This is a genomic window from Azorhizobium sp. AG788 (assembly GCF_943371865.1).
Taxonomy (GTDB): Bacteria; Pseudomonadota; Alphaproteobacteria; order Rhizobiales; family Xanthobacteraceae; genus Azorhizobium.
This window is the reverse complement of sequence record NZ_CALRWL010000047.1, coordinates 18,516-38,136: the sequence shown is the minus strand read 5'-3', so window position 1 is coordinate 38,136 and position 19,621 is coordinate 18,516. Positions and strand designations below refer to the sequence as shown.

At 67.3% G+C, this 19,621-nt stretch carries 20 protein-coding genes; 10 read left to right on the top strand and 10 right to left on the bottom strand.

Annotated features, from left to right (window positions below; genetic code table 11):
- Positions 1 to 157: 157 nt before the first annotated feature.
- Positions 158 to 1,039: a DUF3108 domain-containing protein gene (locus AAG816_RS21665; RefSeq protein ID WP_341991763.1), complete on the bottom strand. Its 882-nt coding sequence runs from the start codon at positions 1,037 to 1,039 to the stop codon at positions 158 to 160.
- 333 nt (positions 1,040 to 1,372) lie between these two features.
- Here AAG816_RS21665 and infC point away from each other — a divergent pair, with 333 nt between their 5' ends.
- Positions 1,373 to 1,897, top strand: coding sequence for a translation initiation factor IF-3 (infC, locus tag AAG816_RS21660; protein WP_341991776.1), 525 nt, complete (start codon positions 1,373 to 1,375; stop codon positions 1,895 to 1,897).
- Positions 1,898 to 2,019: 122 nt separating this feature from the next.
- On the opposite strand, the gene AAG816_RS21655 is transcribed toward infC, so the two are convergent.
- Positions 2,020 to 2,514 carry a BA14K family protein gene (locus AAG816_RS21655; protein ID WP_341991775.1) on the bottom strand — a complete coding sequence of 165 codons (495 nt, stop codon included), beginning with the start codon at positions 2,512 to 2,514 and terminating at the stop codon, positions 2,020 to 2,022.
- Between the two features lie 215 nt (positions 2,515 to 2,729).
- A complete protein-coding gene (locus AAG816_RS21650; RefSeq protein WP_341991762.1) occupies positions 2,730 to 3,401 on the bottom strand; it encodes a BA14K family protein in 672 nt (223 codons plus the stop codon).
- Positions 3,402 to 3,631: 230 nt separating this feature from the next.
- Between AAG816_RS21650 and rpmI the strand changes: the two genes are divergently transcribed.
- From rpmI to pheT, 4 genes are all read left to right on the top strand, one after another.
- A complete protein-coding gene (gene rpmI / locus AAG816_RS21645) occupies positions 3,632 to 3,832 on the top strand; it encodes a 50S ribosomal protein L35 (protein ID WP_029003627.1) in 201 nt (66 codons plus the stop codon).
- A 30-nt stretch (positions 3,833 to 3,862) separates the two neighbouring features.
- A complete protein-coding gene (rplT, locus tag AAG816_RS21640; protein WP_341991761.1) occupies positions 3,863 to 4,222 on the top strand; it encodes a 50S ribosomal protein L20 in 360 nt (119 codons plus the stop codon).
- Positions 4,223 to 4,371: 149 nt separating this feature from the next.
- Positions 4,372 to 5,481, top strand: a complete 1,110-nt coding sequence (pheS, locus tag AAG816_RS21635; RefSeq protein WP_341991760.1) for a phenylalanine--tRNA ligase subunit alpha — start codon at positions 4,372 to 4,374, stop codon at positions 5,479 to 5,481.
- Between the two features lie 91 nt (positions 5,482 to 5,572).
- Positions 5,573 to 7,984: a phenylalanine--tRNA ligase subunit beta gene (gene pheT / locus AAG816_RS21630; protein WP_341991759.1), complete on the top strand. Its 2,412-nt coding sequence runs from the start codon at positions 5,573 to 5,575 to the stop codon at positions 7,982 to 7,984.
- A 12-nt stretch (positions 7,985 to 7,996) separates the two neighbouring features.
- Here pheT and AAG816_RS21625 read toward each other — a convergent pair whose 3' ends face one another.
- Together AAG816_RS21625 and AAG816_RS21620 are read right to left on the bottom strand one after the other, a co-directional pair.
- Entirely contained in the window at positions 7,997 to 9,352 is a 1,356-nt protein-coding gene (locus tag AAG816_RS21625; RefSeq protein WP_341991758.1) for an FAD-dependent oxidoreductase, read from the bottom strand.
- Positions 9,353 to 9,497: 145 nt separating this feature from the next.
- Positions 9,498 to 10,433 carry a polyprenyl synthetase family protein gene (locus AAG816_RS21620; protein WP_341991757.1) on the bottom strand — a complete coding sequence of 312 codons (936 nt, stop codon included), beginning with the start codon at positions 10,431 to 10,433 and terminating at the stop codon, positions 9,498 to 9,500.
- 135 nt (positions 10,434 to 10,568) lie between these two features.
- Between AAG816_RS21620 and mtgA the strand changes: the two genes are divergently transcribed.
- Both mtgA and AAG816_RS21610 read left to right on the top strand, forming a co-directional pair.
- Positions 10,569 to 11,249 carry a monofunctional biosynthetic peptidoglycan transglycosylase gene (mtgA, locus tag AAG816_RS21615; protein ID WP_341991756.1) on the top strand — a complete coding sequence of 227 codons (681 nt, stop codon included), beginning with the start codon at positions 10,569 to 10,571 and terminating at the stop codon, positions 11,247 to 11,249.
- 160 nt (positions 11,250 to 11,409) lie between these two features.
- Positions 11,410 to 11,952, top strand: a complete 543-nt coding sequence (locus tag AAG816_RS21610; RefSeq protein WP_341991774.1) for a septation protein A — start codon at positions 11,410 to 11,412, stop codon at positions 11,950 to 11,952.
- A gap of 15 nt (positions 11,953 to 11,967) precedes the next feature.
- Here AAG816_RS21610 and AAG816_RS21605 read toward each other — a convergent pair whose 3' ends face one another.
- The 5 genes from AAG816_RS21605 to ccmA all read right to left on the bottom strand — a co-directional run bounded on the left by AAG816_RS21605 (position 11,968) and on the right by ccmA (position 14,921).
- Entirely contained in the window at positions 11,968 to 12,570 is a 603-nt protein-coding gene (locus AAG816_RS21605) for a DsbE family thiol:disulfide interchange protein (RefSeq protein ID WP_341991755.1), read from the bottom strand.
- 3 nt (positions 12,571 to 12,573) lie between these two features.
- Entirely contained in the window at positions 12,574 to 12,729 is a 156-nt protein-coding gene (gene ccmD / locus AAG816_RS21600) for a heme exporter protein CcmD (RefSeq protein ID WP_341991754.1), read from the bottom strand.
- A gap of 1 nt (position 12,730) precedes the next feature.
- Positions 12,731 to 13,462 carry a heme ABC transporter permease gene (locus AAG816_RS21595; RefSeq protein ID WP_341991753.1) on the bottom strand — a complete coding sequence of 244 codons (732 nt, stop codon included), beginning with the start codon at positions 13,460 to 13,462 and terminating at the stop codon, positions 12,731 to 12,733.
- A 119-nt stretch (positions 13,463 to 13,581) separates the two neighbouring features.
- The gene (gene ccmB / locus AAG816_RS21590; protein ID WP_341991773.1) at positions 13,582 to 14,262 is read right to left on the bottom strand and encodes a heme exporter protein CcmB; all 681 of its coding nucleotides are present in this window, start codon (positions 14,260 to 14,262) and stop codon (positions 13,582 to 13,584) included.
- Positions 14,262 to 14,921, bottom strand: a complete 660-nt coding sequence (gene ccmA / locus AAG816_RS21585; protein WP_341991752.1) for a heme ABC exporter ATP-binding protein CcmA — start codon at positions 14,919 to 14,921, stop codon at positions 14,262 to 14,264. The genes ccmB and ccmA overlap by 1 nt, the downstream gene beginning before the upstream one ends.
- Positions 14,922 to 15,061: 140 nt before the next feature.
- Here ccmA and acnA point away from each other — a divergent pair, with 140 nt between their 5' ends.
- The 3 genes from acnA to AAG816_RS21570 all read left to right on the top strand — a co-directional run bounded on the left by acnA (position 15,062) and on the right by AAG816_RS21570 (position 19,592).
- Entirely contained in the window at positions 15,062 to 17,758 is a 2,697-nt protein-coding gene (gene acnA / locus AAG816_RS21580) for an aconitate hydratase AcnA (protein ID WP_341991751.1), read from the top strand.
- A 239-nt stretch (positions 17,759 to 17,997) separates the two neighbouring features.
- Positions 17,998 to 18,783: a DUF1223 domain-containing protein gene (locus tag AAG816_RS21575; protein ID WP_341991750.1), complete on the top strand. Its 786-nt coding sequence runs from the start codon at positions 17,998 to 18,000 to the stop codon at positions 18,781 to 18,783.
- Between the two features lie 440 nt (positions 18,784 to 19,223).
- A complete protein-coding gene (locus tag AAG816_RS21570; protein WP_341991749.1) occupies positions 19,224 to 19,592 on the top strand; it encodes a DUF2794 domain-containing protein in 369 nt (122 codons plus the stop codon).
- The last annotated feature ends 29 nt before the right edge of the window (positions 19,593 to 19,621 follow it).

Genomic DNA, 19,621 nt, shown 5'->3' with positions numbered 1-19,621 from the left:
AGCGTGGCGGGAGTAAAATCTGGCAAAAAGAACGGGTGAGGAACGAACAGCGGTCGAATCGAGAGTTCGCCTGCGTTCGTGTTTCGCCCCCCACTAGCGGTGGTGGGTGTTCATCGATGGGCGCCTGTCAGCCCGCCAACAATGCCCGTCGGTGGCCTCAGGGCTTGGGCGCGCTGATGGGGACGGCCTTGTCCTTGGCTTCGGCCTCAAAGCTGGTGGCTTCCAACGTCGCTGTGCCGATCATGGTGGCGATGGATACCCGGAACGGCGCGAGAAGGCGGGTGCCCGCGATCGGCACCAGCCAAACGTACATTTCCTTGTTTTCCATCATGTATTTGACCGTCGAGCGGGTTGGCCTGTGGCCCGCCACCGGGGTGTAGCCGGCGCGGCACACCACGGCCGGCCCGGCATAGGTCTTGCCGGCTTTTACCTGCTCGATGCGCAGGAAGGTCAGGGAGACATCGTAGCGCTGGCGGCCGTCAAAAATCGGGATCGAGCGGTCGCAGGCCGCGGCGGACAGCAGGTCCGCGGTGCCGGGCACGTAGACGAACGCGCCGCTCACCGGATCCATGATGTTGGCCAGATGCGTCTCGGTCACCTCGACACGGTCCGGCAGCGGCTTGATCGGCGGTTCGACATCCACTTCCTTGGCGGTGCCGGCCACCATGGCGAGGCGGACACTCTCCGCTTTGCCGTCCGCTTCGGCAGAGAGCGCGTAGATCTGCGGAGCCAGCTTGTTGACGGTGATCGCCCCACGGGCAGCTGCGCTACCCTTGCCGGCAGACACCGCACGCATGATTCCCGTGACCTTGCCCGTACCGATGACTTGGTACGCGGTATCGCCCGCATCCACCGTGATGCTGGCGCGGCCGATCTCCACGCCGGCCACGGTGAGGGAGTATTTTGCGGAAAGGCGCCCTTCTGCCCGCGCCGCGCCGATGGTGGCGGCCAGCAGGGCGCTCGTCAGCGCCGCGCTCCATGTCAGGCGGCGCAGAGCGGGCATCACCGCAGGGCGAAGTCGAGGATCGATCTGGCGCATGAAAGGGTCCGGTTTGTCACGACGCAACGGGCGAACCCCCGCTCCGGGTTGGCCCGATTCGCGCCTCTTTGCCCTTCATTCTGCCATGACCGGGGAAGGCGGCCGAACTGTGACAGAGAAACCCGGTGGCATGCTGCGCCGCGGTGGCGGAAAAAGACGAGCCGGATCGGCACGGAAATGCCCAAGGTCATTGACTTAAGGGGCGTTTGTCACGATCTTCAGGGTCCGCCCTCGCGATCGAGACTGGTGCTGCGGCTCAACGCCGCCCGGATGTTCGACGCTTCAAGGCGAAAAATTCAATGGCAAGAGGAGTTTGCCGCCATTCGACGCCCTATGAGACCCGTCGCGCCGGAGAAGGATGGTCCGCGCGTCAACGAAGAGATCCGCATCCGCGAAGTTCAGCTCATCGATCAAGATGGGCAGAATCGTGGTGTCCTGGCCATCCGCGACGCCTTGACGCTGGCGCAGGAGGCCGGGCTCGATCTGGTGGAGATCGCGCCCAATTCCGCCCCACCCGTTTGCAAGATCCTCGATTTCGGCCGCTTCAAGTATCAGAACCAGAAGAAGGCCAGCGAGGCGCGCAAGAAGCAGAAGGTGGTCGAGGTCAAGGAAATCAAGCTGCGACCCGGCATCGATACGCACGACTATGACGTCAAGATGCGTTCCATGCAGCGCTTCTTCGAGGAAGGCGACAAGGTGAAGGTCACTTTGCGCTTCCGCGGTCGCGAGATGGCGCATCAGGACATCGGCTTCAAGCTGCTGCAGAAGCTGAAGGAAGACGTCGCCACCATCGCCAAGGTGGAAGCCGAGCCCATGCTCGAAGGCCGCCAGATGATCATGATCCTGGCGCCGCGCTGAGTCCTGGATCGGGACCTCTGAGAGGATGACATCAAGAGGCCCGCCTTCATGGAAGGCGGGCCTCTTTTCGTTTCAGGCCGGTGATGTCATCTCATCGCCGCCCGATGTCAGGGCAGCGGACGTCAGGGGCAGCTATGACGCAGGCCGTCGTAGCCCAGGTAGGTACCGCTCCGCGCGTCGTAAGACTTGAACCTCTGCGCGCAATAAGCGACCGCGTTGCCCTGGTTTTGGTTCTGGTTGGCATTGGCAGCACCCGCTGCAATGGCGCCGAGCGCCAGCCCGCCGATCACCCCGGCGGCCACAGCGCCGCCGTTGTTATTGTTGTAGCCATAGTTGTACGAGCGCGGCCCGTAATAGCCGGGGCCGCGCCAGCCGGGGCCACCCCAGCCGCGATTGTAATAGCCCGGTCCGCGCCAGCCGGCGCCACGCCAGCCGCGGTTAGGACCACCGCCGCGCCAGCCGGGAGGCGGACCCTGGCGATACTGGACCTGCTGGACGTCGGCGCCCGCCTCTCCCGTCTGCAGGCCACTGGCGGGGCCTGCAGACGGAACCGACGCCGCCCCGATCCGCAGGGCTTGGGCACCCGCGCCGGTGGGAACCACCAGGGCTCCGGCCATGGCGGCGGCCGTGGCCAGGGTAAGGGTTCGGCGCCATGCGCTCATGTATGCAGCCATCATTATTCTCCTTATGGGAGAACAACGCTGGCGGCGTCAGAAAGTGCCAACCCTTCACAGACCCTTGATGTCGCATCGATGTGGTCATCTGTTCGCCACGGCGCCCCGAGGGCGCCGTCGTCGGCCATGACTTCCCATGATGGTCTCAGGTCATGGCCTTAGGTGCAGGGGTGGCGCCGCCCGTCATAGCCGAGGAAGGTGCCCGTGCGCGGATCGAACGAGCGGTACTTCCGCGAGCAATAGGCAATCCAGTTGGCAGGCGCGCCCGCATAGACCGGGCCGCCATACACCGGCCCGCCATAGACTGGAGCCGTGTTGGCCACCGCCGCGCCGACGATGATGCCGGTGGCGAGTCCCGGCCCGAAGCCGTTCCAGCCGCCATAATAGGGGCCGTTGCCATAGCCCCAGCCGCCGCCGTAATAGACCGGCCCACCGCCCCAGCCAGGACGTCCCCAGCCGGGGCCCCAGCCTGGCCCCCAGCCCGGTCGGCCGACCCATCCGCCGCCACCCCAGCCGGGGCCGCCGCCACGCCAGCCACCGCCGCCCCAGCCCGGTCCGCCGCCGCGCCATCCGCCCCCGCCCCAGCCGGGACCGCCGGGACCACCCCGCCATTGCACCTGCTGGACATTTCCGTCCGCCACCGCTGCAACGGCGGCGGGCTGCGCGCCGAGGCGCAGCGCCTGGGCGGACGCGGGCAAGGGGGCAGCGGCAAGGCCGGCAGCCAGGGCGACGACCGAAGACGCAAGGGAAAGCGACTGGAACGGACGCATGATGAAATCCTCCACACCCTTGGTCTTATCGCCACACTTGGGCGGCCTCGCGGTGACCATACGTCGGGTCTTCACATCTCCTTGAGGCAGAGCGCCGCACCCGCCCGATGGTCCTTATGGGGGCGTCCGGGGCGGCGCCGCTTGCGTTTTGGAGCCGGCTCCTGTAACGAGTGCGGCCTTCGAACCGGCCGGCGACAAGGGCTGCCGTGCTGGTTCTTATAGCTCACAGCAACAAGAGGCCGAACGCTCCGCGTGGCAACGCGCGGCAGATAGCGGCCACGGAGAGCCAAATGCCCAAGATGAAGACCAAGTCGGGAGCGAAGAAACGCTTCCGTCTGACCGGTACCGGGAAAGTGATCGCGGCCCAGGCAGGTAAGCGCCATGGGATGATCAAGCGGACCAACAAGACGATCCGCAATCAGCGCGGCACCACCATTCTGAGCGAGAGCGATGGACGGGTGATCCGCAAGTCGTTCCTGCCGAACGGCTGACGCCACCACCGCGATCCCAGGAGATATTCCATGTCCCGCGTCAAACGTGGCGTTACATCACACGCCAAGCATAAGAAGGTCTTCAAAGCCGCCAAAGGCTTTTACGGCCGTCGCAAGAATACCATCCGCGCAGCGAAGTCGGCCGTCGAACGGTCGATGCAGTACAACTACCGCGATCGTAAGATCAAGAAGCGCAACTTCCGCGCTCTCTGGATCCAGCGCATCAACGCGGGTGTACGCGAGCTGGGCATGACCTATGGCCGGTTTATCGACGGTCTCGGCAAGGCCGGGATCGAGGTGGACCGCAAGGTGCTCTCGGATATCGCCATCCATGAGCCTGCGACCTTGAAGGTCCTGGTGGAGAAGGCCCAGGCCGCCCTCGCGGCCTGAGTTCTCCCCGTCCCGCCTTTCCGAGACCTGAAAGCCCCGTGCGCTAAGCCGTCCGGGGCTTTTGGTGTTGGTGCGGTGTGGATATAAGGCGCCCAACGCGCGCGCCGCCGCCCGTCCGTTTCATGTCCGTTCTGTCCTGAGGTTGGCTCATGTCCGCTCTCGTCCTCACCGATCACCCCGCTCTCGATGCACTGGAGCGGGAGACCGCGAGCGCGATCCTCGGGGCCGCCGGCGAGGCGGAACTGGAGCAGGTGCGCGTCGCCGCCCTCGGCAAGAAGGGCACCGTCTCCGAATTGCTGAAGTCGCTGGGCACCATGAGCCCGGACGAGCGCAAGGTGATGGGCCCCGCCATCAACGGCCTGCGCGACCGGGTGCAGGGCCTGCTCGCCGCCCGCAAGGAAGCCCTCAAGGCCGCCGCCCTCGATGCGCGCCTGGCCACCGAGCGCCTCGACGTCACGCTGCCCGTGCGCGAGGCACCGGCCGAGCGCGGCCGCATCCATCCCATCGCCCAGGTGACCGAAGAGCTCACCGCCATCTTCGCCGACATGGGCTTCTCGGTGGCGGAAGGCCCGGACATCGAGACCGACTTCCACAATTTCACCGCTTTGAACTTCCCCGCCGGTCATCCGGCGCGCGAGATGCACGACACCTTCTTCCTGCCGCCCAATGCGGAGGGAGAGCGCATGGTGCTGCGCACCCACACCTCGCCGGTGCAGGTGCGCACCATGCTGGGGCAGAAGCCGCCGATCCGCGTCATCTGCCCGGGCCGCACCTATCGTTGCGACAGTGACCAGACCCACACCCCCATGTTCCATCAGGTGGAGGGGCTGGTGATCGACAAGGGCTCCCACATGGGCCACCTCAAGTGGATCCTGGAGGAGTTCTGCAAGGCGTTCTTCGAAGTGGAGAAGGTGACGATGCGGTTCCGCCCGTCCTTCTTCCCCTTCACCGAGCCCAGCATGGAAGTGGACATCCAGTGCGACCGCTCCCGCCCTGGCGAGATCCGCTTCGGCGAGGGCTCCGACTGGCTGGAGATCCTCGGCTGCGGCATGGTCCACCCGAACGTGCTGCGCAATTGCGGCATCGATCCGGACGTCTACCAGGGCTTCGCCTGGGGCATGGGCATCGATCGCATCGCCATGCTGAAATACGGCATGAACGACCTGCGCGCCTTCTTCGAGGCCGACGAGCGCTGGCTCTCCCACTACGGCTTCCGCCCGCTGGACTTCCCGACCCTGGCCGGTGGCCTGAGCGTCTGAGGCTCCGGCCCGTCCGCCATTCCTGCCCGTCCTCCCAGGCTGCCACGCGCCGGGGGGAGGGGACTGAGCAGAACATGAAAGCGACCGCGCGATGAAATTCACCTTCTCCTGGCTCCAAGAGCATCTGGAAACCACCCAGCCGATGGACGCCATCGTCGAGAAGCTGTCGCTGATCGGCCTTGAGGTGGAGGGCGTCGAGGACAAGGCCAAGGCGCTGGCGCCGTTCACGGTGGCCGACATCATCAGCGCCGAGAAGCATCCCAATGCGGATAAGCTGCGGCTGTGCATGGTGGATACGGGTGCCGGCAGCCCGGTGCAGGTGGTGTGCGGGGCGCCCAATGCCCGCGCCGGCATCAAGGTGGTGTTCGCCGCCCCCGGCACGGTCATTCCGGCCACCGGCACCGAACTGAAGATCGGCACCATCCGCGGCGTCGAGAGCCGCGGCATGCTGTGCTCGGCTCGTGAACTGGGCCTCTCCGAAGAACATGACGGCATCCTGGAACTGCCCGAGGACGCGCCGGTGGGCGTGCCGTTCGCGCAGGTGCTGGGCCTGAACGATCCGGTGATCGAGATCGCCGTCACCCCTAACCGCGCCGATTGCCTCGGTGTTGCCGGCGTGGCGCGGGATCTGGCCGCGGTGGGCCTGGGCGAACTCATGGCGCCCCGGGTGGCGCCGGTGGAAGGCACCTTCCCCGCCCCGCTGGGCGTCACGCTGGACTTCGGCGACACCCCGCCTTTGAGCCCGGTATTCGCGCTCCGGGTCATTCGCGGCGTGAAGAACGGTCCGTCGCCGGAATGGATGCAGGAGAAGCTGCGGGCCATCGGCCTGCGGCCCATCAATGCGCTGGTGGACGTCACCAACTTCCTGACCTTCGACCGCAATCGCCCGCTGCATGTGTTCGACCTGAAGAAGGTCCATGGCGATCTGGTGGTGCGCCGGGCCAAGGCGGGCGAGACCCTGTTGGCCCTGGACGGCAAGACCTACACGCTCGATGACACCATGTGCGTGATCGCCGACGACAAGGGCGTGGAGTCCTTGGCCGGCGTCATGGGCGGGCAGGAGAGCGGCTGCGATGCCGACACCACCGACGTGGTGATCGAGAGCGCGTTGTGGGACCCCATCAACATCGCCCAGACCGGCCGCAAGCTGGGGCTGAATTCCGACGCCCGCTTCCGCTTCGAGCGCGGCATCGACCCGGCTTTCACCCTGCCGGGCCTGGATCTGGCCACCCACCTCATCCTCGACATCTGCGGCGGCGAGCCCTCGCAGGCGGTGGTCGCGGGCGCGGTGCCGGACACCACCCGCACCATTTCCTTCCCGCTGTCCGAGGTGAAGCGGCTGTCCGGCCTGGAAGCGACGCCGACCGAAATCACCGACGTGCTCACCAGCCTCGGCTTCACCGTCTCCGGCAGCGGGCCGGTGCTGGACGTGGTGCCGCCGTCCTGGCGCGGCGATGTGGAAGGCAAGGCGGATCTGGTGGAAGAGGTGGTGCGCATCCTCGGCCTGGAGCGGGTGCCGCTGACCGAATTCCCCCGCGAGGGCGCCCGTCGTCCGGTCCTGACCGCCTTGCAGATGCGCACCCGCAAGGCCCGCCGGGCGCTGGCGGCGCGCGGCTTGGTGGAAGCGGTCACCTGGTCGTTCGTGTCCAAGGCGCAGGCGGAACTGTTCGGCGGCGGGGCGCCGGAACTGGCGCTGATCAATCCCATCGCCTCCGATTTGTCCGACATGCGGCCTTCGCTGCTGCCGGGCCTGATCCGCGCGGCCCAGGCCAATGCGGATCGCGGCTTCGGCGATGCGGCGCTGTTCGAGGTGGGGCAAATCTTCGCCGGCGATCGCCCGCAGGATCAGCGCCAGGGCGCCGCCGGCCTGCGCCGCGCCACCGCCAAGCCGGCCGGGGCCGGCCGGCACTGGTCCGGCAAGGCGGAAAGCGTCGATGCCTTCGATGCCAAGGCCGATGCGCTGGCCGCGCTGGCCGCGTGCGGCGCGCCGGTGGCCAATCTCCAGGTCACCCGCGATGCCCCGAGCTGGTATCACCCCGGCCGTTCGGGCTCGTTCCGCTTGGGGCCGAACGTGCTCGGCACCTTCGGCGAGCTGCATCCCTCGCTGCTGGAGGCGCTGGACGTGTCCGGCCCGCTGGTGGCGTTCGAACTGGTGCTGGACCGTGTGCCAGAGCCCAAGGCCAAGCCCACCAAGGTCAAGCCGCTGCTGGACCTGTCCGCCTTCCAGCCGGTGAAGCGCGACTTCGCCTTCGTGGTGGGCCGCGAGGTGGCGGCAGCCGACGTGGTCAAGGCCGCCCACGGCGTGGACAAGAAGCTGGTGACCGAGGTGAGCGTGTTCGACCTCTATGAGGGGGCGGGCATCGCCGAGGACAAGAAGTCGGTAGCCATCGAGGTCACCTTGCAGCCGCGCGAGCGCACCCTCACCGATGTGGAAATCGAGGCGGTGGCCGCCAAGATCGTCGCGGAAGTCACCAAGAAGACCGGTGCCGCTCTGCGCGGTTGATCGGGCCTTCGTTCAGGGCGCGAGAGCGGCGCCCTGAACGCCGAGGATGCGCAGCGCCTGCCCCGCCGCCCGTTCGCCCGAGAGCCAGGCGCCGGGGACCGTGCCCCACAGGGTTTCGTGGGCATGCTCGCCGGCGAAGACGAGCCGGTTCGCCACCACTTCAGTGAAGGCACGGCGCATGTTGCCGCTGCCGGGCAGGGCGCAGGAGAGGGCGCCCAGGGCCAGCGGCTCGCGGCTCCACCGCGTCTGCACCACCTTGCCGATCTTGCGCGAGACGTCCGTGCCGAACGCGGCTTGCAGCGCGGTCTTCACATAATCGGCGCCGGCATTGGGCCCGCCATCGGCAATGGCCTGCGCCATCTGCCCGCCCACCTGCGCCACATGCACATCGCTGCCGCCCACGCGGGCCGAGAGCGAAAGCGGCTTCTGGCCGATGGTCTGCACATGCAGGGTCTCGTCCGGCTCGGCTTGCAAGGGATTGCCGGGGAGCAGGAAGGCGATGTGGTCGCGGGCACCGAGCGTGATGCGCTCGATGGCGCTGCGCTGGCGGGCCGGCAGGCCGGGCTGTATCCGGATCTTGCCCGCCGCCAGCAGGCTGGGCGGCACCGCCAGGATCACCGCGCGGGCGGTGAGCAGGCCGCGATTGGTGCGCACCTCCACCCCCCGCCCACCGAATTCGATGCTGGACGCCGTGGTGTCCAGCCGAACCGGAAGTCCTTCCGCCAGCTTCACCACCAAGGCGCCGATGCCGGTGCGGCAGAACAAGGTCTCATCGCGCTCTTCCGCGCGGGACAGGTCCACGGTGGAGACCTGCTCCAATTCCTTGGCGCAGCCCAAGGGGCCGATCAGGAAGCTGGCGGCGGCGCCGAACGGGCCGAGGTCGGGCAGCACGCGGGCGGCAGCCATGTCGCGCCCGGCATCGCCTGCGGCGCCGATGGCCCGTTCGGCCCGGCGCACGGTGGCAACGAAATCCTCATATTCCGCGTCCTTGGCTTCCTTGCCGGCGAGATAGAGGCGGGCGGCGCGGGGGCCGGCATAGAGATCAAGCCCGGCCTGACGGCCGAGCTCCGCCAGCGCCGCGGCGCCCGGCAGATAGAGCCGGTCGGCGCCCATATCCAACGGCACGCCGAATGCGGCGGTGTCCGTATAGGCGCGTCCGCCGACCCGCTTGGCGGCTTCGATCAAAGCGTAGCTGCGTCCCGCCGCGGCGACCTTGCGCGCGGCGGCGATGCCGGCGGCCCCGGCACCGATGATCACCACGTCCACCTGCCCGGAGGCAGGGACTTGTCCCAGCGCGCGGGCCACGGGCGAGAGCGCGAAGGCACCGGCCAGCAGCGCACGGCGGGACAGGCGGGAGCCGGAGATCATCGGGTGCACCGGTGAGAGCGCCCGGAACGCGCGTGGCTGTGAGACTGCCTCAAGTGGCGCATGATCCCGTCCGAAAACCGCTGTCCCGTGCCCGGCTCATGATCTAGCACGCCAACGGTGGGCGCGCGACGGGGCCACCCGCAGGTCAATTCTGCCGTTCAGCCACGAAACAGGCCGCGGCGGCGAGCGTTTCGCCCCGAGCACCAAAGGGGGCGAGGGCGGTGTTGGCCTCATCTACCAGATCGGCCAACACCGCGCGCGCAGCGTCCAGGCCCAAAGCGGAAACCAGGGTCGCTTTGCCCGCGTCCCGGTCCTTGCCCACCGACTTGCCCATGGCTTCCACGGTCCCTTCCACATCCAGCAGGTCGTCGGCGATCTGGAAGGCGGCGCCCAGCGCCTTGCCATAGGTGGCCAGGGCGGTGCGCTGGCTGTCGTCCGCGCGCCCGAGCAAGGCGCCGGCCTCCACCGAGACGGCCAGCAGCGCGCCAGTCTTCATGGCCTGAAGGTCGCGGATCTCCGCCATGGTCAGGGCCTGGGGGCCGGTGCCGTCGAACCGGCCTTCGGCGGCGAGATCGAGGATCTGTCCGCCGGCCATGCCGCCGAGGCCCGCGGCGCGGGCGAGGGCGCGCACCAGGGCAATGCGCACGGCGGCATCGGGATGGGCATCCTCCCCCGCCAGGAGATCGAAGGCGAGGGTCAGCAGGCCGTCGCCGGCCAGGATGGCGCTGGCTTCGTCGAACGCCTTGTGGACGGTGGGCCGGCCGCGGCGCAGATCGTCATTGTCCATGGCGGGGAGGTCGTCATGAACCAGGGAATAGCAATGCACGCATTCCACCGCCGCGGCGGCGGTGATGGCGGCGTCGAGGGGGATGCCGAACAGCGCGGCGGTTTCCACCACCAGCAGGGGACGCAGCCGCTTGCCGCCGTCCAGGGCGCCATGGCGCATGGCGGCCAGCAGCCGCTCCGGCCGCCGCCGCTCGCCGGCCTCGGGCGCGGCGGCGAGGGCGAGCGCGAGCCGCTGCTCGGTGGCCGCCGCAACCGCCTGGAACCGCGCGGCAAGAAGGGGAAAGGCGCGCGTCACGGCGGTGATCCCGGTGTTGTCATCGATGTTGCCCTTCGGTTGCCCCAACCACGACATATGGTCAAGCCGCAGGACAGAGGGAACCGAAGCGGCAGCGTCGCCGTTGCTGGAGGGAATGTGGCGCGGCGGCGAAAAATGCATCTCTTCAGCGTGGTCGTGCGGGTGGTTTTGGGTCTGGTGCTGATACCGCTAGTGCTCACCGTTCTCTACACCGTGGTCAATCCGGTCTCGACCCTGATGCTGGGCCGGTGGCTGACCGGCGAACGGGTGGAGCGCATCTGGACCCCCATTGAGCGCATGTCGCCGACGCTGGTGCGCACGGTGATCGCCTCCGAGGATGCCGGCTTCTGCAAGCACTGGGGGGTGGACCCCGGCGAGATCCGCGCCGCCATCGCCAAGGCGGACGATGATCTGGAGGACGTGCGCGGGGCCTCCACCATCCCCATGCAGGTAGCCAAGAATTTATTTCTGTGGCCGGGCCGGTCGTTCATTCGCAAGGGACTGGAGCTGCCGCTGGCGCTGTGGATCGACCTGGTGCTGAGCAAGCGTCGGTTGATGGAGATCTATCTCAACATCGCCGAATGGGGGCCGGACGGCGAGTTCGGCGTGGAGGCGGGTGCCCAGCGGGCGCTACGCAAAAGCGCCGCGCAGGTGAGCGCATCGGAGGCCGCGCTGCTGGCGGTCATGCTGCCGAACCCGATCAAGCGCGATGCGGGCCGCCCGACCCCTGGCGTACGGCGGCTGGCGGCCCGGCTGGATGGCCGCGTGGAGCAGGAGGGGCCTGAGATCGTCTCGTGCCTGCATCTGGCCCTCTGAGCGCGGATAAAGCGGCGCCTGCCATCGCGGGTCTTGATCCCGCCGCGCTCCGACCCCACAAGGGGCGCGAGATATGAGGACCATGATGACGCAGCCTGTTCCCGGTCAGACGCCCGGCGCCGTACTTCCCACCAAGCCCAAGATCAGCCTCGGGCTGAAGATGGCCCTGGAGATGGGGCCGCTGGCACTGTTCTTCGCCGGCAATTCGTACGGCGGCATCTATGTGGCCACCATTGTGTTCATGGTGGCGACCATCGTGGCGCTGGGGCTGATGTGGGTGCTGGTGCGCAAGATCGCGGTGATGCCGCTGGTCTCGGCGGTGGTGGTGATGGTGTTCGGCTCCCTCACTTTGGTGCTCCAGGACGATCATTTCATCAAGATGAAGCCGACCATGGTGAACGCCCTGTTCGGCATCCTGCTGCTGGGCGGGCTGGTGTTCCGTAAGCCGCTGCTGCCCTACGTGCTGGACGGCATGGTGAAGCTGACGGACGCCGGCTGGCGCATCCTCTCCATCCGCTGGGGCATCTTCTTCCTGGTGATGGCGGTGCTGAACGAGGTGGTCTGGCGCTCGGTGTCCACCGATGCCTGGGTGAATTTCAAGACCTTCGGCTATCTCCCGCTGACGTTCATTTTCGCCATGGCCCAGGCGCCATTGATGTCCCGTTACGAGGACAAGAGCGAGGCGGCGGAGAGCGAAGGCTGACGGTCTCGTCCGGCTCTACGCGCCAGGCTTGCCTGACAGGCGGGCGATCAACGGCATCAGGGTGTCGCGGACCGTCTGCTCACTGAGCGGCCCGACGAACTTCTGCGCGATGGTGCCGTCGGGGGCCACCACGAAGGTCTCGGGCACCCCGTAGACGCCCCAGTCGATGGCCGCGCGGCCATTGGGGTCCACGCCCACGGCCGCGTAGGGCAGGCCGAAGGTGCCCAGGAAGCGACGGGCGTTGTCCGCCTGGTCCTTATAGTTGAGGCCCACCAGCACCAGCCGCGGATCGCGCGACAGGGCCATGAGCACCGGATGCTCCTCGCGGCAGGGCACGCACCAGGACGCCCAGACGTTCACCAGCAGCACCTTCCCCGCCAGATCGGCACTCACGATCCCGGGGACCGGCGCGCCCTTGTCGGTCAGGCCAGAGAGAGGGGGCAGATTGAGCTTGGGCGCCATCTGGCCGGTGAGCGCGGAGGGAATGCGCGAGGCGTCCCCGGCCCACAGCCGCACAAAGAACAAGCACGCCAGCACCGCGAACACCACCAAAGGCAGCGCCACCAAGAGCGGACGGCGCCGACGGGGCGATGGGGGCGAGGTTTCCGGCGCGCTCATGGCTCAGCCTCCGCTGGCGCGGCGGCGGATGCCACGCGCTTCCAAGTCCGCCAGCGCCCGGCGCTGGGCGCGGTTGTCCCACAACAGGGCAAGGGTGAGAATCCCGAGCCCCAGGAACGCGGCGCCATAGGCCGCGACGATGAATGCGGTATGGCTCATGTCAGGCCCCCGCCTGCGCCGCGGCGCGGGCTTCCAGCGCCTGAACCCGGCGGCGCATGATCTCGGTGCGCATGGCCAGCATGTGCAGCGCCAGGAACACCAAAGTGAAGCCCAGCGCGCAGACCAGCAGCGGCAGCAGCAGGCTCCATTCGATGGTGGAGCCGCCCATGCGGAACACCGAGGCCGGCTGGTGCAGGGTGTTCCACCAATCCACCGAGAATTTCACGATCGGCACATTTATAAAGCCCACCAGCGTCAACACCGCCGCAGCGCGTCCGGCCCGGTTGGGGTCGTCGATGGCGGCGCGCAGGGCCATGAGGCCGAGATAGAGCAGGAACAGCACCAGCACCGAGGTCAGCCGCGCATCCCACACCCAATAGGTGCCCCACATGGGCCGGCCCCAGAGCGAGCCGGTGAGCAGGCACAGGAAGGTGAAGGTGGCACCGATGGGCACCAGCGCCTTGTGCGCCACGTCCGCCAACGGATGCCGCCACACCAATATGCCCAGCGCCGAGGCCGCCAGCATGGCGTAGCCGAACATGGAGAGCCAGGCGAACGGCACATGGATGTACATGATCCGCACCGTCTCGCCCTGCTGATAGTCGGGCGGTGCCTGGAAGGCGAGCAGAAGACCCAGCGCCAGAACGAGCACGGCCACACCCGAAAGCCACGGCAGCAGCCGGTCGGAGAGCCAGACGAAACGGGTGGGATTGGCGAGTGAGAGCAGCCCCATGGAGGCGTTCTAGAGCGCGATGGCTCCGGAGGGAAGCCGCCGCCCCCTGCCGCATCTTGGCGCGGCGGCGCCCCACGCGGGAATGTGACCGGCCGGGTTCGCTTTCGGCCGGTCCCGGCTCAGGCCCGCGCCGTGCGCAGCGCGGCGGCGGCGGCCACCGGACCGAGCACCATGGCGAACAAGGTGAGCCCGATGAGAATCTGGAACGGCGTGCCGAACGGTACCGGCCCCGTAATGGCGGCATTGGTGGCGGACACGGCGAAGATCAGCACCGGAATCACCAGCGGCAGCACCAGCACCGCGATCAACAGCCCGCCACGCCGGAATGCGCCGGAGAAGGCGGCGCCGATCAGGCCCAGGGCTGTGACCGCGGGGGTGCCCACTAATAAGGTGAGCGCCACGGCGCCGATGGCGGTGGGATCCAGGTTGAGCATCAGCGCCAGCACCGGCGCGGCCAACACCAAGGGCAGGCCGGTGGCCAGCCAGTGGGCGAGGCCCTTGGCGGCGGCCACCAGTTCCAACGGCAGCGGCGAGAGGGCGAGCGCATCCAGCGAGCCGTCTTCCACATCGCCGGCGAACAGCCGCTCCAGGCCGATGAGGCTGGCCAGCAGCGCGCCGATCCACAGGATCGCCGGCCCGATGCGCGCCAAGAGCGCCAGATCCGGCCCCACCGCAAACGGCAGGATGGTGACGACGGACAGAAAGAACACCACGCCCAGCCCGGCGCCGCCGCCCGATTTCAGGGCCAGCGCCAGATCGCGGCGGACGATGGCGAAAAACGCCGAGGTGAGCGAGGGCATCATGGGGCGCGATGGCCTCCCAGGGCCAGTTCACTGACCGTCGGTCCGAAATCGAGGGGGGTGTGGGTGGCAGCGAGAATGATGCCGCCGCTGGCCAGATGCCCCCGCGCCAAGCCGGCAAAGCGGGCCTGGGCGGTGACGTCGAGCGCCGTGGTGGGCTCGTCCAGCACCCAGAGCAGGCGCTTGGTTACCAGCAGACGGGCGATGGCGAGGCGCCGCTTCTGCCCGGCGGAGAGCACCGAAGCATGCAGCCGGCCGAGACCGCCGAGGCCGACTTCTTCCAGCGCCTCGTCCACAGCCAGCCCGGTGCGGCCCAGCACGTCGCGCCAGAAGGTGAGATTTTCCGCAACGGTGAGGGCGCCCTTCAGGGCATCGTCATGGCCGAGATAGTGAAGTTGCTCCCGCAGGCTCAATTCAGGATCGCCGCCGGACAGCTGCACGCGGCCCGATGTCGCGCCCAACAGTCCCGCCATGATGCGCAGAAGAGACGACTTGCCGGCCCCGTTGGGCCCGACCACCACCAATGCATGGCCGCCATGCGTTTCGAAGCTGAGCCTTGAGAACAGGGTGCGCTGCCCCCTGCGGCAGGAAAGGCTTTCCGCGCGCAGGGCCGGCAAGGGAATGGCCGGTGTTGCGGCGGCGTCAGAAAGTTCATCCATAGGGTATTCTTATCGCATGACCGCCGTTTGAAATGGCTCTATAAAGCGCCTGAACCGCATCGCCAAAGGTGTCGGGGTGCCACTCCTTCCATGCTTTGGCGTTTCGCGTCGGTCGATCATCGAACCGGAGAATACGCGCCGTGACCTCTCTTGACAGCTTCAAGTGCCGCACCACCCTCGAGGTGGATGACAAAGAATATGTCTATTACAGCCTTGAAGCGGCCGAGCAAAACGGGTTGCCCGGCGTTTCCCGCCTGCCCTTCTCCATGAAGGTGCTGCTGGAAAACCTGCTGCGCTACGAAGACGGTCGCACGGTCACCAAGGAAGACGTGATCTCCATCGCCGACTGGCTGACCCTGCGCGGCAAGGCCGAGAAGGAGATCGCCTACCGCCCCGCCCGCGTGCTGATGCAGGACTTCACCGGCGTTCCCGCCGTGGTGGATCTGGCCGCCATGCGCGACGCCATGGTGAATCTGGGCGGCGACCCGGCCAAGATCAACCCGCTGGTGCCGGTGGATCTGGTCATCGACCATTCGGTCATCGTCAACTTCTTCGGTACCGATAACGCGCTGAAGAAGAATGTGGATGAGGAATACAAGCAGAACCAGGAGCGCTACCGCTTCCTGAAGTGGGGCCAGAGCGCGTTCGACAACTTCCGCGTTGTCCCGCCCGGCACCGGCATCTGCCACCAGGTGAACCTGGAATATCTCGCCCAGACGGTGTGGACCCGGAAGGAAGAGATCAACGGCAAGACCGTCACGGTCGCCTATCCCGACACGCTGGTGGGCACCGACAGCCACACCACCATGGTCAACGGCCTCGGCGTGCTGGGCTGGGGCGTGGGCGGCATCGAAGCGGAAGCGGCCATGCTCGGCCAGCCCATCTCCATGCTGATTCCCGAAGTGATCGGCTTTAAGCTGGACGGCAAGCTGCGCGAGGGCATCACGGCCACCGATCTGGTGCTCACCGTCACCCAGATGCTGCGCAAGAAGGGCGTGGTGGGCAAGTTCGTGGAGTTCTTCGGCCCCGGCCTGGAGCATCTCTCGCTGGCCGATCGCGCCACCATCGCCAACATGGCGCCGGAATATGGCGCCACCTGCGGCTTCTTCCCGGTGGATCGCGAGACCATCGACTATCTCGACGAGACCGGCCGCAAGGACAGCCGCGTCAAGCTGGTGGAGGCCTATTCCAAGGCCCAGGGCATGTGGCGCAAGAAGGACACCCCCGATCCGGTGTTCACCGACACGCTGGAACTGGACCTCGACACCGTGCTGCCCTCGCTGGCCGGCCCCAAGCGCCCGCAGGACCGCGTGCTGCTGAGCGACGCCAAGACCGGCTTCCTGGCCGCCCTGGAAGGCGAGTTCAAGAAGCCCGGCGAAGCCGGAAAGAAGGTGCCCGTGGCCGGAACCGACTATGCGGTCGGCCATGGTGACGTGGTGATCGCCGCCATCACCTCCTGCACCAACACCTCGAACCCCTCCGTGCTGATGGCCGCCGGCCTGCTGGCCCGCAACGCCGCCAAGAAGGGCCTGCGCTCCAAGCCGTGGGTGAAGACCTCGCTGGCGCCGGGCTCCCAGGTGGTGGAAGGCTATCTGAAGGCCTCCGGCCTTCAGGACGACCTGGACAAGCTGGGCTTCAACCTGGTGGGCTTCGGCTGCACCACCTGCATCGGCAATTCCGGCCCGCTGCCGGAAGCGATCTCCGAAGCCATCAACAAGAACGACCTGGTGGCCGGTGCCGTCATCTCGGGCAACCGCAACTTCGAAGGCCGCGTGAACCCCGACGTGAAGGCGAACTATCTCGCCTCTCCGCCGCTGGTGGTGGCCTATGCGCTCGCCGGTTCGCTCACCGTCGACCTCACCACCGAGCCTCTCGGCACCGACAAGGACGGCGAGCCGGTCTATCTCAAGGACATCTGGCCCTCCAACAAGGAGGTCGCGCAGTACATCCGCGAGAACGTCACCAAGAAGATGTTCAAGGAAAAATATTCCGACGTCTTCAAGGGCGACGAGCACTGGCAGAAGATCGCCATCCCCACGGGCCAGACCTATGCCTGGGAGGATGCGTCCACCTATGTGCAGAACCCGCCCTATTTCGTGGGCATGACCAAGGACGCGGACCCGATCACCGACATCGTGGACGCCCGCATCCTCGGCCTGTTCCTGGACAGCATCACCACCGACCACATCTCGCCCGCCGGCTCCATCAAGGCGTCGAGCCCGGCCGGCCAGTATCTGGTGGAGCACCAGGTGCGCCCGGTGGACTTCAACCAGTACGGCACCCGTCGCGGCAATCATGAAGTGATGATGCGCGGCACCTTCGCCAACATCCGCATCAAGAACCAGATGGTGCCCGGCGTGGAAGGCGGCGTCTCGCTGCATTATCCCGACGGTGGCCAGCTGGCGATCTATGACGCGGCCATGAAGTACAAGGCCGAGGGCGTTCCGCTGGTGGTGTTCGCCGGCAAGGAATACGGCACCGGCTCCTCCCGCGATTGGGCGGCCAAGGGCACCAAGCTGCTCGGCATCCGCGCCGTGATCGCCCAGTCGTTCGAGCGCATCCATCGCTCGAACCTGGTGGGCATGGGCATCGTGCCGCTGGTGTTCGAGGACGGCGCCTCCTGGCAGACCCTGGGTCTCAAGGGCGATGAGATGGTCTCGATCCTCGGCATCGCCGGCGATCTGAAGCCGCGCCAGAAGCTGGATGCGCAGATCACCTTCGCGGACGGGCGCACCGAAACCGTGACCCTGATCTGCCGCATCGATACGCTGGACGAGCTGGATTATTTCCGCGCCGGCGGCATCCTGCCCTACGTGCTGCGCCATCTGGCGGCGTGAGCCACGGGCGGTCTGAGCACCGCCCGAGCCTTCTTCCTGCGGCCGGCTTCCTACGGGAGCCGGCCGTTATTCTGTCTGAAGCTGGTTGTATCTCGTTGGCTTGCATCCCAGGATCGGGGTGCTGGTCCGCCGCATGCTCACCGGCCCGTGTGTCACCTTGATTTGACTCGCGCTGGACCGACCCGGCGCTTATGCGTTGAACCTCCGCATCGCTGCTGCCAAGGTTACGCTGACATCTCATGATTGCCGTGCTCCCGCATTCCTCCCGCTTTGCTGTGCTGGCGCTGGCCCTCGTCGGCCTGCTTGCGGCGCCGGGCGTGAAGGCCCAGGAGCAGACGGCGAAGCCCATATCCGCGGCGACCCAGCCCCGCGCGGTCATCGAGCTGTTCACCAGCCAAGGCTGCGCCTCCTGTCCGCCCGCCGATGCCCTGCTGGGGGATCTCGCCCGCGACCCCGGCGTGATCGCCCTGACGCTGGCGGTGGACTATTGGGACTATATCGGCTGGAAGGACACTCTGGCCCAGCACGGCCACTCCCAGCGCCAGCGCGCCTATTCGGATGTGCGCGGCGATCGCAAGATCTATACCCCGCAGATGGTGGTAGACGGCGCCCAGGCGGCCATCGGCAGCGATCGCACCGCGGTGGAAAAGGCCATGCTCACCGCCCGCGCCGGGGGCACCGCGCTGGTGGTGCCGGTCACCGCCAGCCGGGATGGCGAGGATCTGGTGGTGGATATCACCGCCATGCCGCGGGTCGGCGGTGCCGAAGTGTGGGCCTGTCCGGTGATCCGCAGCCATACGGTGTCCATCGGCCGTGGCGAGAACGGCGGGCGCAACGTCACTTATACCAATGTGGTGCGCGGCTGGGTCCGGCTCGGCACCTGGGATGGCGAGGCCGAGCGCTTCAAGGTGCCGGTCAATCAGTTGCGCTTCGAGGGGGTCGATGCGGTGGTGGTGCTGCTGCAATCCGGCAGCTTCACCGCGCCCGGCCCGATTCTCGGCGCTGCCAGCCTGCCGCTGAACTGATCGCCTGTCGCCCACTGGGCTGAGGCGTCGCAATCATCTCTTTTCTGGATTTCAGCCCACATCGTCCGCGATGGCGCGTCGCGTACGGTGGTGCGTCGGGCAATAAAAAAGGCCGCTTGCGCGACCTTTGAAGTTAAAATTTTGGAGCGTAACAGTGGCCGGTCCGCTCACCACCCCGGGGGGCTGGGGGGCTGGGATAGACCGGAGCGGAAGCGAACCGGCCCTGCTACGGGAATGAAGATCGCCCCCTCCCTTGTCCGCGAATTGACCGAAATCCGGCGAGACTGTGATCTGTGTTGACGACCCCGTGATCGGTCGCAACGGCAGGCCGGACGTGCGCAGTCTGTCGCCCGCCAGGGCGGATACAGCCGGCTATGGACCCCCTTGAAACCCGGCGGTTCTGAAGCGATCATGCTTCTCCTGGCAGCCCCGGAGGCCTGATGGGCGAGATCGAACCTATACGGCGTGCACCGGCATCAGCGCCTCACCCGCAGTCCCATGCGCCGCTGGTGGTTCAAGTCACATTCGATCGGCGCGAGTTGGACCGCATGCTCGATCTCTATGGTCGGATGGTCGCGGCGGGCGAGTGGCGGGACTACGCCATCGACTTCCTGAAAGAGCGGGCGGTGTTCTCGGTGTTCCGCCGCTCGCTGGACGTGCCGCTCTACCGAATCGAAAAGACCCCCAAGCTGGCGCGCAAGCAGGGCGCCTATAGCGTGGTCTCGCAAACCGGCCTGATCCTGAAGCGCGGCCATGAGCTGCCGCGGGTGCTGGCGGTGCTGGAAAAGCCGCTCACCGCCATCGGCTGACGTGCCCCGTTTCCGGGCGGGCGGCGGAA

Excerpts from the sequence above, each read along its gene's own strand:
- AAG816_RS21665 (WP_341991763.1), bottom strand. The coding sequence starts at position 1,039 with ATGCGCCAGATCGATCCTCGACTTCGCCCTGCGGTGATGCCCGCTCTG.
- infC (WP_341991776.1), top strand. The coding sequence starts at position 1,373 with ATGAGACCCGTCGCGCCGGAGAAGGATGGTCCGCGCGTCAACGAAGAG.
- AAG816_RS21655 (WP_341991775.1), bottom strand. The coding sequence starts at position 2,514 with ATGGCCGGAGCCCTGGTGGTTCCCACCGGCGCGGGTGCCCAAGCCCTG.
- AAG816_RS21650 (WP_341991762.1), bottom strand. The coding sequence starts at position 3,401 with ATGGTCACCGCGAGGCCGCCCAAGTGTGGCGATAAGACCAAGGGTGTG.
- rpmI (WP_029003627.1), top strand. The coding sequence starts at position 3,632 with ATGCCCAAGATGAAGACCAAGTCGGGAGCGAAGAAACGCTTCCGTCTG.
- rplT (WP_341991761.1), top strand. The coding sequence starts at position 3,863 with ATGTCCCGCGTCAAACGTGGCGTTACATCACACGCCAAGCATAAGAAG.
- pheS (WP_341991760.1), top strand. The coding sequence starts at position 4,372 with ATGTCCGCTCTCGTCCTCACCGATCACCCCGCTCTCGATGCACTGGAG.
- pheT (WP_341991759.1), top strand. The coding sequence starts at position 5,573 with ATGAAATTCACCTTCTCCTGGCTCCAAGAGCATCTGGAAACCACCCAG.
- AAG816_RS21625 (WP_341991758.1), bottom strand. The coding sequence starts at position 9,352 with ATGATCTCCGGCTCCCGCCTGTCCCGCCGTGCGCTGCTGGCCGGTGCC.
- mtgA (WP_341991756.1), top strand. The coding sequence starts at position 10,569 with ATGCATCTCTTCAGCGTGGTCGTGCGGGTGGTTTTGGGTCTGGTGCTG.
- AAG816_RS21610 (WP_341991774.1), top strand. The coding sequence starts at position 11,410 with ATGGCCCTGGAGATGGGGCCGCTGGCACTGTTCTTCGCCGGCAATTCG.
- AAG816_RS21605 (WP_341991755.1), bottom strand. The coding sequence starts at position 12,570 with ATGAGCGCGCCGGAAACCTCGCCCCCATCGCCCCGTCGGCGCCGTCCG.
- ccmD (WP_341991754.1), bottom strand. The coding sequence starts at position 12,729 with ATGAGCCATACCGCATTCATCGTCGCGGCCTATGGCGCCGCGTTCCTG.
- AAG816_RS21595 (WP_341991753.1), bottom strand. The coding sequence starts at position 13,462 with ATGGGGCTGCTCTCACTCGCCAATCCCACCCGTTTCGTCTGGCTCTCC.
- ccmB (WP_341991773.1), bottom strand. The coding sequence starts at position 14,262 with ATGCCCTCGCTCACCTCGGCGTTTTTCGCCATCGTCCGCCGCGATCTG.
- ccmA (WP_341991752.1), bottom strand. The coding sequence starts at position 14,921 with ATGGATGAACTTTCTGACGCCGCCGCAACACCGGCCATTCCCTTGCCG.
- AAG816_RS21575 (WP_341991750.1), top strand. The coding sequence starts at position 17,998 with ATGATTGCCGTGCTCCCGCATTCCTCCCGCTTTGCTGTGCTGGCGCTG.
- AAG816_RS21570 (WP_341991749.1), top strand. The coding sequence starts at position 19,224 with ATGGGCGAGATCGAACCTATACGGCGTGCACCGGCATCAGCGCCTCAC.